Source organism: Anabaenopsis arnoldii (assembly GCF_028331025.1).
Taxonomy (GTDB): Bacteria; Cyanobacteriota; Cyanobacteriia; order Cyanobacteriales; family Nostocaceae; genus Anabaenopsis; species Anabaenopsis arnoldii.
In genome coordinates this window covers 22,355-39,677 of sequence record NZ_JAQMUH010000141.1, presented here as the reverse complement: position 1 = coordinate 39,677, position 17,323 = coordinate 22,355, and the positions used below count along the sequence as shown (strand labels likewise).

At 42.5% G+C, this 17,323-nt stretch carries 11 protein-coding genes; 3 read left to right on the top strand and 8 right to left on the bottom strand.

Going from position 1 to position 17,323, the window contains the following annotated elements; genetic code table 11:
- Positions 1-7 precede the first annotated feature (7 nt).
- The 6 genes from fusA to PN457_RS12630 all read right to left on the bottom strand — a co-directional run bounded on the left by fusA (position 8) and on the right by PN457_RS12630 (position 6,925).
- A complete protein-coding gene (gene fusA, locus PN457_RS12655; protein WP_271733707.1) occupies positions 8-2,086 on the bottom strand; it encodes an elongation factor G in 2,079 nt (692 codons plus the stop codon).
- Between the two features lie 142 nt (positions 2,087-2,228).
- The gene (gene rpsG / locus PN457_RS12650; protein WP_271733706.1) at positions 2,229-2,699 is read right to left on the bottom strand and encodes a 30S ribosomal protein S7; all 471 of its coding nucleotides are present in this window, start codon (positions 2,697-2,699) and stop codon (positions 2,229-2,231) included.
- A 363-nt stretch (positions 2,700-3,062) separates the two neighbouring features.
- Positions 3,063-3,446, bottom strand: a complete 384-nt coding sequence (rpsL, locus tag PN457_RS12645) for a 30S ribosomal protein S12 (protein ID WP_271733705.1) — start codon at positions 3,444-3,446, stop codon at positions 3,063-3,065.
- 96 nt (positions 3,447-3,542) lie between these two features.
- Positions 3,543-3,881: a HesB/IscA family protein gene (locus PN457_RS12640; RefSeq protein ID WP_271733704.1), complete on the bottom strand. Its 339-nt coding sequence runs from the start codon at positions 3,879-3,881 to the stop codon at positions 3,543-3,545.
- A 323-nt stretch (positions 3,882-4,204) separates the two neighbouring features.
- Positions 4,205-4,624 (bottom strand): phosphomannose isomerase type II C-terminal cupin domain, encoded by a 420-nt coding sequence (locus tag PN457_RS12635; RefSeq protein WP_271733703.1) that lies wholly within the window; start codon positions 4,622-4,624, stop codon positions 4,205-4,207.
- Between the two features lie 252 nt (positions 4,625-4,876).
- Positions 4,877-6,925 carry a phosphodiester glycosidase family protein gene (locus PN457_RS12630; RefSeq protein WP_271733702.1) on the bottom strand — a complete coding sequence of 683 codons (2,049 nt, stop codon included), beginning with the start codon at positions 6,923-6,925 and terminating at the stop codon, positions 4,877-4,879.
- Between the two features lie 794 nt (positions 6,926-7,719).
- On the opposite strand from PN457_RS12630, the gene gltB reads away from it, so the two are divergent.
- Entirely contained in the window at positions 7,720-12,384 is a 4,665-nt protein-coding gene (gene gltB, locus PN457_RS12625; protein ID WP_271733701.1) for a glutamate synthase large subunit, read from the top strand.
- Between the two features lie 107 nt (positions 12,385-12,491).
- Here gltB and PN457_RS12620 read toward each other — a convergent pair whose 3' ends face one another.
- Positions 12,492-13,424, bottom strand: a complete 933-nt coding sequence (locus PN457_RS12620) for a polysaccharide deacetylase family protein (protein WP_271733700.1) — start codon at positions 13,422-13,424, stop codon at positions 12,492-12,494.
- A gap of 524 nt (positions 13,425-13,948) precedes the next feature.
- Between PN457_RS12620 and PN457_RS12615 the strand changes: the two genes are divergently transcribed.
- The gene (locus tag PN457_RS12615) at positions 13,949-14,119 is read left to right on the top strand and encodes an alpha/beta hydrolase (protein ID WP_271733698.1); all 171 of its coding nucleotides are present in this window, start codon (positions 13,949-13,951) and stop codon (positions 14,117-14,119) included.
- A 185-nt stretch (positions 14,120-14,304) separates the two neighbouring features.
- A complete protein-coding gene (locus PN457_RS12610; RefSeq protein ID WP_271733697.1) occupies positions 14,305-15,855 on the top strand; it encodes an ArnT family glycosyltransferase in 1,551 nt (516 codons plus the stop codon).
- Here PN457_RS12610 and PN457_RS12605 read toward each other — a convergent pair.
- Positions 15,844-17,265: a DUF2079 domain-containing protein gene (locus PN457_RS12605; protein ID WP_271733696.1), complete on the bottom strand. Its 1,422-nt coding sequence runs from the start codon at positions 17,263-17,265 to the stop codon at positions 15,844-15,846. The genes PN457_RS12610 and PN457_RS12605 overlap by 12 nt on opposite strands.
- Between the last annotated feature and the right edge of the window lie 58 nt (positions 17,266-17,323).

Sequence of the window (17,323 nt, the reverse complement as noted above, 5' to 3'; positions counted from 1 at the left end):
TTTTTAATTAAGCGTTCCCTTTGCTTTTCGCTATGATTGCTTCAGCCACGTTGCGAGGTACTTCTTCGTAGTGGCTAAATTCCATCGAGAAGATACCCCGACCTTGGGTCTTCGAGCGGATATCAGTAGCGTAGCCAAACATTTCTGCCAATGGGACTTTAGCAGTTACCTTGGCTAAACCATCATCAGATCCCATACCTTCAATTTGTCCACGACGAGAGTTAAGGTCGCCCATCACATCCCCAAGGAAGTTTTCGGGTACTTCAACCTCAACTTTCATCATAGGTTCTAATAGTACAGGAGAAGCCTTCAATACTGCCTCTTTCATTGCCATTGAGCCAGCAATTTTGAAAGCCATTTCTGAAGAGTCTACATCGTGGTATGACCCATCCACCAGAGTTGCTTTCACATCAATTAGTGGATATCCTGCTAATACACCGGATTCGCAGCTTTCTTTCATTCCTTGTTCTGCTGGTCCGACGTATTCTTTTGGTACGACACCACCCACAATTTTAGAAACAAATTCAAAGCCCGTACCCGGTTCGCCTGGTTCCAAATCGATCACAACGTGACCATATTGACCTTTACCACCACTTTGGCGAATGAATTTCCCTTCAATTTTGGAGACTGATTTCCGAATCGTTTCGCGGTAAGCTACCTGCGGCGCGCCGACATTCGCTTCTACTTTGAATTCACGTAACATCCTGTCCACCAGAATTTCCAGGTGTAGTTCTCCCATTCCCGCGATTACGGTTTGGTTGGTTTCTGGATCTACACTGACACGGAAAGTGGGGTCCTCTTCAGACAGAGATTGCAGAGCTTTAGAGAGCTTGTCCATGTCGTTCTTGGTTTTGGGTTCAACCGCTACCGAGATTACCGGCTCAGGAATGAATAGAGATTCCAGAATTACTGGTGATCCCTCATCAGTTATGGTATCACCCGTCAAGGTCTCTTTTAATCCCAATGCGGCTCCCAAATCCCCAGCCCGCATTTCATCCACATCTAGGCGTTCATCTGCTTTGAGAATCACCAGACGGGAAATCCGCTCTTTCTTGTTCTTGGTAGCGTTGAGAACATAACTACCTTTCTTCAGAACACCAGAATAAACCCGAACAAAGGTGAGACGACCGTAGGGATCAGCCATAATCTTAAAGGCCAGAGCTGATAGAGGTTCTTGGTCATCAGCTCTACGCTCAACCACCTCACCTGTAGGTAATGTACCTTGGATAGCTGGTACTTCCGTTGGTGCTGGTAGATAATCTACCACTGCATCCAGCATCAACTGCACACCTTTGTTTTTAAATGCCGAGCCGCACAGTACTGGCACAATCGTACCCGCAATTGTCCCTTGACGCAGCGCACCACGAATTTCATCTTCTGTAAGTTCTTCTCCCTCGAAGTACTTACTCATCAGAGTGTCATTGGTTTCTGCTACAGCTTCTACCAGCTTGGTGCGGTACTCTTCTACCTGCTCTTGCATTTCGGCGGGGATATCTGTTTCTTCGATATCTGTTCCCTCGTCGTTGTTGTAAATATAGGCACGCTGGCGTACCAGATCAACGATTCCTCTCAAGTCATTTTCACTACCAATTGGTAGTTGAATGGCAATGGCATTAGTCCGCAGGCGATCGCGCATTTGTTCGTGAACTCTGTAAAAGTTCGCCCCTGTGCGATCCATTTTGTTTATGAAAGCTATGCGGGGGACTTTGTAGCGGTCTGCTTGTCGCCAAACTGTTTCCGACTGCGGTTGCACGCCGCCCACAGAACAAAACACCGCGATTACACCATCCAACACCCGCATAGAACGTTCTACTTCGATTGTGAAGTCAACGTGTCCGGGAGTATCGATAATGTTAATTTGATGATCTTTCCAACTGGTACTGATAGCAGCAGCAGTGATGGTAATTCCCCGTTCACGCTCCTGCGCCATCCAGTCTGTCACGGCTGTTCCTTCATGAACCTCGCCAATTTTATGAATTATGCCAGAGTAAAACAATATTCTTTCGGTTGTCGTTGTCTTGCCCGCATCTATATGCGCCGCAATACCGATATTGCGTACTCTCTCTAGCGGGATCGTACGTGCCACAGTAGCCTCCTATTATAGTTTTTGTCTCATGATATCTTGTATATTACTCTTTGTTAAGGTTCTATACTTCTACGGAAAACCGTATTTTTTTTGTGCGTAGGCGATATACCGCTGTTATATCCACGATATACCCCTACTTTTCTTAGTAACGATAGTGTGCAAAAGCCTTGTTAGCTTCTGCCATCCGGTGTGTTTCTTCCCGTTTGCGAATTGCATTCCCGGTCTCGTTGGCAGCATCCATTAACTCATTAGCTAATTTACTTGCCATTGTGCGTCCGGGTCTAGACCTGGAAAATTTAACTAGCCAGCGCAAAGCTAGGGTTGTACCCCTGTCTGAACGTACTTCCATCGGTACTTGATAGGTGGCTCCGCCTACTCGACGCGCTTTTACTTCTACCAAAGGCGTGGCGTTGCGGACTGCTCTTTCAAAAGTTTCCAGTGGCGGAGCGCCGGTGCGATCTTCAATAGTTTTCATGGCATCATAAACCAGCCTAGCAGCCAGTGATTTCTTTCCATGACGCATCACCCGCCGGATTATCATGCTGACCAGGCGACTGTTATATACGGAATCAGGCGGAACTGGACGCCTTTGAATAACACCACGACGAGACATACTTCACCTTTACTTCGGATTTGGCAACGAAATTATATGCTATCAGACACTAGGTATATGGGCGGGTAAAGCCGCCGTTTTAACTTTGTCTTTTTTTTCTCCACGCCAGATTAGGCGACGACATCATAAACTTTAATATTTTAGATGCAACCGCTGCAATTGCCTACGGCACTGGCGATAGGGTAGCGCGGCTTAGGGTATAGCCAATCGCTTGGCAGGATAATGGTTTAAATTACCTAATTTTCACTGCTTAATACAGGGTTTAGCAAGACTTTGTGGCAACATAAATCACCACTATTTAGCTATCGCACCCTTTCAACCTATAGGATGATGATTCATCCTCGACGATTAATTGCCTATTTCCTATTTCTTCGTTCCTTTCGGGAGCTTGGTTCCGTACTTGGAACGCCCTTGCTTACGGTCTTTAACTCCAGCTGTATCTAATGTTCCACGGATAATGTGATATCTCACACCTGGTAAGTCTTTCACACGACCGCCACGGATCATTACTACTGAATGTTCTTGCAAGTTATGACCGATACCTGGAATATAGGCTGTGACCTCAAATCCTGATGTCAATCTTACCCTTGCTACTTTACGTAGAGCAGAGTTGGGCTTTTTCGGTGTAGTTGTATATACCCTTGTACAAACACCCCGACGTTGTGGGCATTGCTTTAGAGCTGGAGACTTAGTTTTCTGACGCGCTTTTTCGCGTTCGGTACGTATGAGTTGCTGTATTGTTGGCATGAGTTACAGCGCGTAAAGCTGCTTAGAGGTCTAACTTTTAACAAATCCTGATTATATCTTTTTTTGGGGTTCTATGTCAAACTGATATTTTTTTATTTAAACAGATATGGGCGTAATCATGGAGAAGGACATACCACAGCCACAGGTGGCTATGGACTGAGGATTGTGGAAGCGAAAACCACCACCCATTAAATCTTCTGAATAATCTAATGCCAACCCATTTAAATAATTCAGGCTTTCATGATCTATGAGAACCTGAATACCGCTCACGTCAAAAACGCGATCGTTCATCGTGACATTTTGGTCAAAAGACATATCATAAAACCAACCTGAACAGCCCCCTACCTTAATTGCCAATCTGAATAAAGAATTTGGCTGCTGTTTTAACTGTAATCGCCCAATTTCACTGATTGCGGCTGGACTCAGATGAATCATGGAATTAGTTATGGCTTCCGCCAGGCTAAGTTATCGACAATAAAAAACCCCATTTTAAAATATTACAGACAGTTGAAGTCTAAAAATCACGATTATAAAAAATTTGGTTTTGATTTTTTACTGGGCTAAAATCAGCATATAGGTGACTGGGCAGTGCTACTGGTGTATGTTTTCTTAATTCGTGAATTAATATTAACATCCTGTGTATATCACTGAAAAGATTAGTCCCCGCCAAACGGGGACTAATCTCAGTCTAATCGAGACTGAGGTATGAGCAAAATACTGGGTATACTATACTTACAGCTTTTGCAGTTGTGGCAGTTTTAACCATCATTACGAGCATAGTCGTCTTGATAGCGAATAATATCATCCTCGCCTAAATATTCACCATTTTGGACTTCAATTAACACCAAAGGAATCACTCCCGGATTTTCCAGACGGTGGGATGTACATTGGGGTACATAGGTTGACTCATTGTTCCTCAGTAGCACCTCCTTATCTCCACAAAGAACCCTAGCAGTACCAGAAACAACAATCCAGTGCTCACTGCGGTGATGGTGCATTTGCAGACTGAGACGGTGTCCCGGTTTGACCTCTATGCGTTTAATTTTATATCCCCGCCCTTCCTCCAACACTGTAAAAGAACCCCAAGGGCGCAGCTCGGTTGCAGCAATCCCTTTATTAGAGATGGACACGGGTAGAGATAGATTATTAGTTTGTGTGGTTTCTGGAAATTGCGCCATAGTTACCTCAGTTGGTCTACAAACAAACCGTTATTAATCGTTGGATGAAGGGTAAAACTGATCCTTGAGATTTGCACCTTGCTAAACATAACAAAATTAAAACAGGAGCGTGCAAAAATAAGTCCTTCAACCAAAACTTCTATACCAACTCTTCACACCACAAGAGTGACGATGACCTGAGCTTAAAAAACATGAGCCCGACTGCGTTAATCATTGCAAACCTAGAATCCTCCCCCCTTAGCTTCCTACTCCCTACTCTTGTTCTAAGAAAACCCCAATACCGTTGTGGACACGTGCAGCAGTATTACTCGAACGGTCGAGTAGTTGTCCTCCCAGATAAAGACCAGTAGAACTCCCACCGTCTAAATTCAGAGCGTTCACACAACCAATATTCTTCATTAATTGGGCGTGTTCGGCTAGGGTGGGGCCTAGTCCACCAGCACGATTGTGTACAGCAGCAATGATTACTGATCCGCTTGCTGTTGTGCAAATACCACTACGAGCAGCTTTTTGTCTAATAAAGGCTGGACTGAACTTTTCCCTAGCAGCATCCAGGACAATTTGATTATTTTGTACTAATAGGGGACCTGCCCCCATAATGTGGGGATAGCGGTTAAAGTTGGGGGAATTTGTTGTGCTGGTAATGCTAACTGGTGTACCAATAGTTAATTGTGATGCCCCTAAATACGATGATTTACCACTATTAGCATTGGCACGTAAGGTTAGTAGGTAGCCGTCTTGAGGAATGGTAAATGTTGTTTCACCAGCCTTACCACCTGGTAGCTGATTTGTGACTCGGTTTTGTTGGACAATAACAATGATTTCGTTATCCGTTAGGGGGGTGTAGCTAGTTCCCCATATGTTGGTGTAACGAGCAATACCACTCTGTACATAACCACTATTTAAAAATAGAATCGGCAACTTTTGATTATTGTCAATGATTAACGTTTCTTCTAAAGTGAGACGACCGAAGTAAAACTCCCCGGAGTCATTCCAGGCGATCGCCCCCCGATTAAGAATTGGGCCTGATAGCCACTGACCACCCCGACGAATTGCCCCCAAAGGTAATCGATTATTGCGGTTAAAATAACCAGCATTAATTGCGGCCACAGCTGAAGACTGCTCTGCCATTTGGATGAGTGGTGCTGTACCGGTTTGACTGCTGGTGTTAGTCCCAATGGGTTGTAAACGTAAGCCAGTTTGACGGGGATTAATATCTAACCAAACCACGGGAAAGCGTTCTGTACCTAAACTGACAAATTGCTGTCGCCAGCGCAATCCTGTAGCCCAGTTAATATCTCGTTGTACCAAGGCATCGGGACGAAGATCAATGACCAGGCGGTTGGGGTTTGCTAAGGTCATGATCTGGGGAGCCATACCAAAGGGTACACTCAGACTAATAATTGTGCGATTGTTAACTACCTCTAATTTTCTCACTATTGATCTGTCCACCTTACCCCCATGAGGATTTGCCGGGGTTGGTGATGTTGATGGAGCATAGCGTTGGCTTAAAGCAGCATCGGCGATCGCATCTAGAGCCACTACCCACTCTCTATTGGGTGGTGCTGTGGATTCTGCTTCTGTTTCAGTGGATATAGTTCCCCCTGGGGAGACTTGCCAAGGTGATGGACGATCTAAATCTAAGACAATGCGAGCTGAATGAAAGGGAGGAAGACTAACCCCTGAGAGCTTGCGTGGCGTAGCGATAGATTGTTGACTTTGACGAATATTTTTTATTTGAGCTTTTGGCGTGGCGATCGCCATAACATTACCATTAGCTTGTAATACCCAACCTACTGTTTGAGTAAAATCAGTAATATCCATATAGCGATAGCCTTGCAGCAGCCTGGTAGCTAAAACCGATGGTTCCTGGTTTGATGAGAACCATTCTATTGGTTGACTAGCAACACTGTTGCTGCTCAAAAAATCAACTCCAACGATCTGCCTTAGAGCACCGTCACTCAAAAAAGTTTTCACTCGCCCATCTGTTCCTCTCTCCTGTAACCAAGCCCCTGGTAAGGTACGACCATTGAGGATAATTTGGTTACCAGACGCTAACACCCCACCGGTGGATGTGCAGCAAGGTGTGTTTTGCGTCACCAGGCTGGTATCAATCCAGGATTCCTCAGCTCTACTAGACCATTTAGTACATAAGCAGAATATAATAATTACTACTGCTGTTGGTGCTATAGACCGCAACATCCTCGAAGGCAACCGATAGCTGGCGTGGACTAGCCATAGCCACCTTTGATTACTGCTCTTGGTGAGAGCACAATAATGTTTTTTAGTATGATGTGACATTTTTACCTCAATATTATTGATAGCTTAGGTGGCTTAGGCATAGACTACTTGCAGCACAGTAAGTTTCACAGGAATCTTAAGAAATAGTGATTGAATTTTTGCATAAATGTGATAATATATAAATTGGCTATCTATCTCTTGTAAACTTAAAAAGTCATCACACCATTAAAAACACTATTACTGAGTGTTTTAACCATCACTGTATTCAGTCAAGCTGTATAAAAAACTAGTTTGGCTGCTGCAAAGCCAGTGAAAATATCTAATATTCACGGATGGTTGCTATTTGAGTGAGGTCTGTCTTCTAGCAAGATGGATCAAATCATCATCAAACAATGAAATATATACAACAACAGATATTTGGAGTAATTGTCAAATGTGTATGTTGTATAATACGCTGATTTTGGGGATGAATCAGGATTATTCCGCACTTGAAAACTAAGTTCTGTTACGGGTAAGCCAAAAAAGTTTTACTTGAACTCTATTTTTTTTCATCTGGGAATAGAAACTTGAACCAAAAAATAGCTTGAGAATATCAACCAAAAGTATAAAAAAAACCGCAGGTATTTGCAAAAGGTTAAACAAGAAAAAACCGAAGTGAAAAATTTTCTCTAAATTTCGGTGATTTATATATTTTCCAGGTAAAACGATTTTTCCCACAGTCTAAGCTTGATTCCGCTAGGTCGGGACTACGTCAAAGACTAGGGTAATTGCTTACGCTACGCTAGCGTAGCGTAAGGCATATTCTTCTCACAAATATTGGCAACATTTGTGACTAACCATCTCAAGAGCAGTCTATGAAAGATAAAGCGATGCATCAATCACAAACACAGAAAATTTCAGATATTCAAATCAAACCATTAGATGGACCAAGGTGGTTAGTAGAAGAACGAGATGCTTGTGGTGTAGGTTTTATTGCTCATCGCCGCAATTATGCCAGTCACGAAATTGTGACAAAAGCTTTAGATGCTTTAACCTGTTTAGAACACCGCGGTGGTTGTAGCGCTGACCAAGATTCTGGTGATGGTGCAGGAATATTGACAGCAATCCCCTGGGAGTTATTTGAAAAAGACTATTCCCGGGAAAATGTGGGGGTAGGAATGTTATTTCTACCACAAAGTAGCGAAATAGCGGCAAAAATTAGAGGTATAGTCGAGGAAATAGCGACAGCAGAAAAATTAACCGTACTGGGTTGGCGAGTAGTACCAGTGCAACCTAATTTACTGGGGATACAAGCAAGAGAAAATCAACCCCAGATAGAACAGGTTTTTCTAGGATCAGCAGATAAAAGTGGGGATGAACTAGAAAGAGAACTATATATTACCCGCCGGCGAATTTTCAAAGCTACTCAGCATATTTCCGCAGAATTCTATATTTGCTCGTTGTCCAATCGGACAATAGTCTATAAAGGCATGGTGCGCTCTGCTATCTTGGGAGAATTTTATCTCGATTTAAAGAATCCAGCCTACAAAAGCGCCTTTGCCGTTTACCATCGCCGCTTTAGCACTAATACCATGCCCAAGTGGCCTCTGGCTCAACCCATGCGGTTATTGGGTCACAACGGGGAAATTAACACCTTATTGGGTAATATTAACTGGATGATGGCACGGGAATCTAGCCTGAATCATCCAGTATGGGGCGATCGCTCCGACGAATTTAAGCCCCTAGTTCATATCGACAACAGCGACTCAGCCACCCTAGATAACGTTCTGGAATTAATGGTACGTTCAGGACGTAGCCCCTTGGAAGCCTTAATGATTATGGTGCCAGAGGCATACCAAAATCAACCTTCTTTGCGTCAATATCCCGAAATTATCGATTTTTACGAATATTACAGCGGACTGCAAGAAGCATGGGACGGACCAGCACTGTTAGTATTTAGTGATGGTGAAAAAGTTGGCGCTACACTAGACCGTAACGGATTAAGACCCGCTCGTTATCTAATTACCAAAGATGATTACATCCTTGTCGCTTCCGAAGCTGGAGTAGTAGAAATTCCCGAAGCGAATATTCTGGAAAAAGGTAGACTCGGACCAGGACAAATGATTGCTGTGGATCTGGTCAACCATGAAATCCTCAAAAATTGGGAAATTAAACAATACATCGCCCAGCAGCATCCCTATGGAGAATGGTTAAAACAATATCGCCAAGAACTCAAACACCTAGTAAATCAAACTCCCAGCAATGGGAATAGTCATTCCAGCACGCACCAAAATATCAGTGGGGTAGCCATAGGAAGCGATGAACAAACCCTACTGCGTCATCAATTGGCCTTTGGCTATACCACAGAAGATGTAGAAATGGTAATTCAACCCATGGCCGCTGAGGGTAAAGAACCGACCTTCTGCATGGGGGATGATATTCCTTTAGCGGTGCTGTCAGAAAAACCCCACCTACTGTATGACTACTTCAAGCAGCGTTTTGCTCAAGTGACAAATCCAGCCATTGACCCCCTGCGGGAGAGGTTGGTCATGTCCTTAAATGTGGAACTCGGAGAACGGGGAAACTTATTAGAAGTTAAGCCAGAACACGCCCGCAAACTGAAATTAGAATCCCCTGTGTTGATGGAGACAGAACTAGAGGCGATTCGGTTATCAGGGTTTGCAACGGCGGAATTATCCACCTTATTTGCGATCGCCCAAGGACCAGAAGGATTAAAAGATGCTGTACAGTCTTTAAAAGCACAAGCTGCGGCATCTGTCAAGGCTGGAGCAAAGATTTTGATCCTCAGCGATTGCCCAGAAGGGGATAATGGCATTAGTGCTGAATATACTTACATTCCTCCCTTACTAGCAGTAGGAGCAGTACATCATCACCTAATACAGCAAGGTCTACGAACTAAAACATCCTTGATTGTGAAAACAGCCCAGTGCTGGAGTACACATCACTTCGCCTGTTTGATTGGCTATGGTGTTGATGCGGTTTGTCCTTACACAGCTTTGGATACTGTCCGCGACTGGTGGTGGAAACCCAAAACCCAAAACTTTATGGAACGGGGTAAAATAACCAAGCTTACCCTAGAAGAAGCTTTAGGGAATTATCGCCAAGCGGTAAACTCCGGTTTACTAAAAATTCTCTCAAAAATGGGAATATCCTTACTGTCCAGTTATCAAGCGGCGCAAATTTTTGAAGCCATTGGTATCGGTGGGGATTTATTAGCTTTGGGATTCTGTGGTACAACTTCCCGCATCGGTGGGTTAAGCGTCAAGGAATTAGCAGAAGAAGTGCTTTGTTTCCATCGCAAAGCGTTCCCGGAACTGACCGCTAAGAAGTTAGAAAATTTGGGTTTTGTTCAGTATTTCCCCAAGGGAGAATACCATATGAATAACCCAGAAATGGCTAAGGCGCTCCATAAAGCCGTGGATGGTAAACAATATGACCACTACGAAGTTTACAAGCAGTACCTACAAGGACGACCAGTAACAGCTTTGCGTGATTTGTTGGACTTCCAAAGCGATCGCGCACCCATCCCTTTAGAAGAAGTAGAATCAGTCAGTGAGATTGTCAAACGCTTCTGTACTGGTGGGATGTCTTTAGGTGCCTTATCAAGAGAAGCCCATGAGACTTTGGCTATAGCCATGAACCGCATTGGTGGCAAATCTAACTCTGGGGAGGGTGGGGAAGATCCAGTACGGTATAAAGTGCTAAATGACGTAGACCCATCCGGTAAATCATCGACTTTACCTCATTTGCATGGCTTGCGCAATGGTGACACAGCTTCTAGTGCTATTAAGCAAGTAGCATCCGGACGCTTTGGGGTCACACCAGGATATTTAAGCAGCGCCCAACAAATTGAAATCAAAATCGCCCAAGGAGCAAAACCCGGGGAAGGTGGACAACTACCAGGAGCAAAAGTTAGTCCTTACATTGCTATGTTAAGGCGCTCTAAGCCCGGTGTAACCTTGATTTCACCCCCTCCCCACCATGATATTTATTCCATTGAAGATTTAGCACAGCTGATTTTTGACCTGCACCAAATTAACCCCACAGCACAGGTATCTGTAAAGCTGGTGGCGGAAATTGGTATTGGGACTATTGCGGCGGGTGTAGCTAAAGCTAACGCCGATATTATTCAGATATCTGGTCATGACGGTGGTACCGGAGCCTCACCACTGAGTTCTATTAAACACGCAGGGTCACCCTGGGAACTAGGGTTAACTGAGGTACATCGTGTATTGATGCAAAATGGCCTGCGCGATCGCGTGATTTTGCGTGTAGACGGTGGGCTAAAATCTGGTTGGGATGTGGTCATGGGCGCTTTGATGGGCGGTGAAGAATTTGGTTTTGGTTCCATCGCCATGATTGCCGAAGGTTGTATTATGGCGCGCATCTGCCACACTAATAACTGTCCTGTGGGTGTTGCTTCTCAAAAAGAAGAACTTCGCAAGCGGTTTACAGGAATGCCAGAACATGTAGTCAATTTCTTCTATTTTATCGCTGAAGAAGTTCGCCATTTATTAGCAAGACTCGGTTACCGCTCTTTACTAGAAATTGTCGGACGGGCTGATTTGTTAACCACACGAGAGAGGGCAAAAGTTAGCAAAACCCAAGCACTCAACCTCGATTGTTTACTACAGCTCCCAGATGCTAAAAATAACCGTACCTGGTTACTACATGAAGAAGTCCACAGTAACGGTGTGGTGCTAGATGACCAATTGCTGGCTGACCCGGATATTCAAAGGGCGATCGCCCAAAATACCACTGCTACAAAAACACTGGCGGTAGTTAACACAGATAGAACAGTGGGAGCACGGTTAGCCGGTGCGATCGCTTCTCGCTATGGTGACAGTGGTTTTGAAGGACAAATTAACCTCAACTTCCAAGGTAGTGTGGGGCAAAGCTTTGGTGCTTTTAACCTCCCTGGGATGATTTTGACCTTGACAGGAGAAGCTAACGACTATGTGGGTAAGGGGATGCACGGTGGTGAAATCATCATCAAACCCCCAGCGGATGCTACCTACGCAGCATCACAAAATGTCATAGTTGGTAACACCTGCCTTTATGGTGCCACGGGTGGGGTATTATTCGCCAACGGTTTAGCCGGTGAACGCTTCGCTGTACGCAACTCCAAAGGTATGGCAGTTATTGAAGGTGCAGGAGACCACTGCTGTGAGTACATGACCGGTGGTGTGATTGTTGTCTTGGGGAAAGTAGGACGTAACGTGGGCGCAGGGATGACTGGCGGACTAGCATACTTCCTAGATGAAGACAATTCTTTCCCGGAGTTAGTCAATCCAGAAATTGTCAAAGTCCAGCGAGTGCTGACAGAAGCGGGCGCAAAACAATTGCAAGAATTAATCAGAAATCATGGCGATCGCACTGGTTCACCAAAAGCAAAAATGATTCTGCAAAATTGGTCAGAATACTTGCCTAAATTCTGGCAACTAGTACCACCTTCTGAAGCCCAGAGTCCAGAAGCAAATCCCCAAGCTATTGTGGAAAAACAGTTGAGTTCAGTTTAGGTTCTCACCACAAGGTACCCAACTTTTCTCAACAGTTAAAAAACTGTAGAGACGTTAATAACTAACGTCTCTACAACTCATACAGCACCTTGCAATAGCCATAAGCATTATTTTTTGTTTGCGAGCAAAGTTTGATTTTTGTCTTCCATCACTAAAAGTTCTGGAATAGTCACAAAACTATAACCTTGCTGTCGAAACTTACTAATAATTTCCGGTAAAGCTTGCACAGTTTGGGAACGATTTCCACCCCCATCATGCAACAACACAATACCGCCAGGTTGTGCGTTCCGAAAAACATTATTGACCAAGTTCGGAACACTGGGTAGGGAATAGTCTAATGAATCCGACGACCACAGAACAATGGCATACTGATTATTTCTAGCATAAGCAGCTAGTCCATTGTGCATAATTCCCCCCGGCGGTCTAAACAAATTTGTTTTGACACCAGTAACTTGATAAATTATCTCCGTTGTGTGCTTAACTTCATAGGCTGCTGCATTGGGATTCATATAATGATACCAATGATGCCAAGTATGATTACCAATGGCGTGACCTTCAGCAATCACCCTCTGCACTAGAGTAGGATAATTCTTAACATTCTGTCCAACAACAAAAAATGTAGCTTTAATATTATTTTGTTTAAGAATATCCAGCACTTGTGAAGTGGTTTCCCTCCAAGGGCCATCATCAAAAGTCAGAGCAATGACTTTTTGATCTTGATTCACTTTCCCCGCCTTAATAGTTGCTCCTTGAAAGCGTGCTGGTGCACCAGAGGTAACACCCTTAATGTTTGCTTCTTGCGCCCAACTATTGAGCATCGCCGCTTTTAACTGCTCAATGCGCTGCTGAGTACCGACCTTGGCGGCAGGTAAATTATTTATATTTATACTTCGTCTGCCCTGAGCAATGGCTACGCGACGCGAGCTATCAGATGCATTGGGCTTGATGAATAACATTAAGCTAATGCTCAAACTAGCACTCAAGAAAAGCAATGCAATTAGTATTCCTTGCGGCCACAGAAAAGTCTTACTTTTTGCCACTTCATAGCTCCTTCAAGGGTAGAACTATCAGTTATAGTTGTGACGGTGTTTTCATAACAGAATTGGTTATAAATACTAAATACCCATATTTCTATTGGTATCCATAATTTTTAGCTAGAGATACATAGGAATTACAAAAATATCAGACCATAGCTTTTAAAGCTGCAAACATAACCTAAAAAATCTGGTTTTAGATAAAAACAGCCCCATGACATTGGTCAATCCCTCACAATAACACCTAAGTTGTGCAATCAATTATTTTTCCAGTGTTGTTATAGCAATTTACACAATTTTCTGTGACATTTAAGTAAATCTTATCCCCTCTTCAATCACCTGATATTTTGCTCCTGATAGCCTAGCCTAGCGTCAGCGATTTGTCATTAGTATCTCTGGAATAAAAAGTTAAATTTTCAAGTCAATAACTATGGATTCCTTTCTAAGAGGATGTTTGTCAAGTCATGATTACTGTATCAACTATTGTTTGACCCCTCCCTAACCCTCCCCTTGCAAGGAGAGGGGACTTTATGTTATCTTTGCAGATTACCCATTACCCATTACCCATTGCCCATTACCTATTAACCATTAACCATTACCAATTACCTATTACCCATTACCCATTACCTATTACCTATTACCCATTACCCATTACCCATTACCCATTCCCTGTTCCCTGTTCCCTGTTCCCTGTTCCCTAAGATAAAAATTACCTGTTGAAAACTTATAAAACATCCTCTAAGACAATTTGTAACCTTGAACAATTAACATTCCTTGTCAAGTTGCACATTAATTGCACCCTTCCCTGTCAATAAATTTAGTTACACTCAGCACAGCAACCAAGAGCAGGATAAACTAAAAAAATATTGTCTTGTAATTTTCAAATATGCGCCGATCTGCAGAGAAAAAATGGCTAATAACCTTACTTCTGGGATCTCTGATTCTTTGGCTAATATTTTTGGGAAACTCACCCTTACGAGATTGGGATGAAGGTACTGTAGCACAAGTTGCTCGTGAAATTTGCCGCGCCCCATTTGCTTCCATGACTTGGCTTTACCCAGTTTTGGCAGATCAACCATATCATAATAAACCGCCTCTCATCCATATACTGATTGCTTGGACTTATTCCCTGGGAGGGGTGAATGAGTTCACAACACGTTTACCTAGTGCAGTATTAACTGCCTTGGGAGTACCCATACTCTATGTAGTAGGAGGTTTGGTTTTTCAGCAAAATTTACCAGCTTTGTTTTCAGCCTTAGTTTACCTGACAATGTTGCCTGTAGTACGTCATGGGCGACTCGCAATGCTAGATGGCGCCAGTATTACTTTTTTCTTATTATTGTTATTTTTTCTACTAAAATCGCGTCAAAATCAGCAATATGCACTAGGTGCTGGTTTATGTCTGGGGTTAATTACTCTGACAAAAGGGATGCTTGTTTTATTATTGGGGTTAATCGCTTGTTTATTTTTGATTACTGAGAAACAATTAACTTTGTCGAAAAATCCCTACTTCTGGGCGGGAATTTTTTTCGGAACAGCAGCACCTTTAACTTGGTATTTTGCCCAATGGCAATATTATGGGGATAATTTCTTGCAAATAAATTTACACCTACAAACCTTTAACCGTGTTGTTAAATCTGTAGAAGGTAATAGCGGTCCGCCTTGGTACTATTTAATCGAGTTAATTAAATATGGTTTTCCCTGGCTCATATTTTTACCTGGTGGTTTATATCTAGCTATCAAAAAACATCATACCTCTTGGGCCCGTTTAGTTCTCATTGGGATAATTGTTTACTTTTTTAGTATTTCTGTGATGAGAACCAAACTACCTTGGTATATTATGCCGGTTTATCCTTTCCTAGCTTTGGCAATTGGGGCAAAACTCAGCCAAGTTTGGCAGTTTAAGCATTTAATTAACAAATCTTGGTCAATATATTTGACTATTATTGCTTTAGCAGGTGTGGGAGGATGTATTTACTTTATTGTTGCTGAACCTCAGCCTGTATTAATAGCCATGAGTCTAGTTTTGGCAATCAGCATAAGTTTAGCAGCATGGTTGATTCAACAACGCGATCGCCGTTTTATTCCTGTCCTATTTTCCGGGATGTATCTAGTTTTAGTACTATTAATGACTTCCAAATCCTGGATTTGGGAGTTAAACGAAGCTTTTCCCGTTAAACCAGTAGCTGCATTAATTCGCTCCCATGTTGCACCAGGAACTAAAATTTACACTTCTTTTGCTTATGGTCGTCCTAGTTTAGATTTTTACTGTGATTGTCAAGTCATTCCCGCAGATGTTAAATTTTTACAACAAATGTGGTCAAAAAAATCTTATTTACTATTAGATAATGCTAGTTTATATCATCTTAATGTACCTATGACTCAAGTTATAGGCAAGGTTGAAGAATTGACATTAATCGCACCACTAATTAATTAAGTTTTTACTAAATAAGTAAACATCTTGATCCTGAAACTCTAATTTAAATACGGGATTAGAAGTGATTTCCTTCACCAGAGAATTGGCAAACTCTTCATTACTTCCCCAACCAGGATGACGAACATTTAATAAAATATAGTCAAAAATCTTGAAGTCCTGGGGAAAATTACCATCTGTAAACTTCATTATTTGTCGATGGCTTAAATGTGGGGAAATTTGTGAGGTTGTGTAAACGCCTCCTTTGGTCTTTATTTGGGATACTGCTTCATGGGTAGCTTGCAAATTGTCTACAGAACTTAAATATCTACCACCAAAGTAAGTAAATTTTGCCAAGCAAAGAAATCCTATCAATGACCAGATAATCATCCCACGTCTATTTTGGATCCATCCCTTACCCCAAGACAAACTAGTAATTACAGCCAATATTAGAAAAGGTAAAGCTGGTAATGAATATTGGTGAACCAAGTCTTTTTGTAAGGGAAAGTCTGCTAGTAGATTGATAAAAATACAAGGAATAGCTGGTATTAATGATTTGAAACTAGCAGCAGACAGACCCCAAATAATTGGCGAAAATAATAAAACTAAATACACTAAATTGTCTAGGGAGAAAAGTGTTACTAAGATTAGCCATGGTTGGAAAAATAAGTTTTGAGCAATTTCTAGAACCGAATTACCTAAATAACTGTAACGTCCAACTGCTCCTGCTTCTGCTCCGCTAAAGGAGGGAATCACTAACTGTGTCGCTATTAAAAACCAAGCTGTTCCTAAAAAAAGAGCGATCGCACCAGCAAAACGCCGATTCTCAAAAAACAGTAACCATAGTCCCATTGCAGCAACAGTCAAAGATAACACTGCTTTACAGCTTAAAATTAAGACCGCACAAACACAAAACCAAGTTATTTTTCCCAGACGCGCCGCCAACACTGCACTCAACAGTAAAGGTACAGCAATAACTTCCGGGTGGAAATCAAATAAGTTAGCATTAAATATCAGTGGATATAACAAATACACACCAGCCATACCAATTGCTTGGCTCTCTTTTAGTCCTGCTATCATACCTAAATGATATGTAGGTAAAGCACCTAAAGATAAAGCTAGCGCTTGGACAACAAATAACCAATAAACGCTGGGGTAGACCTTATATAACAAAGCTAAAGGATAAAAAATTACAGCAGCATGATCCCCAATAATATGAAACCCTAAAAAGGAAGATATAGGGTTTTCACCTTGACTAATTAAGTAAATAGCCTGGTCGAAAATACCTAAATCAAAAGCAGTGGATTGAAATAAAAAGTGTCTTAAACTACTAGCTGCAAATAAAACTAAAGTACCCACCCCAATCATCCAACCAATAGCACCAGGTGAAATTAGGCTTTGTTTCCCTAGTCCCAACCAACTATTTTTATTCATAATTAACTACCTGTTTTTCCGCTAATTAATACTTAAGACTACTTAAGCTATAGTCCCA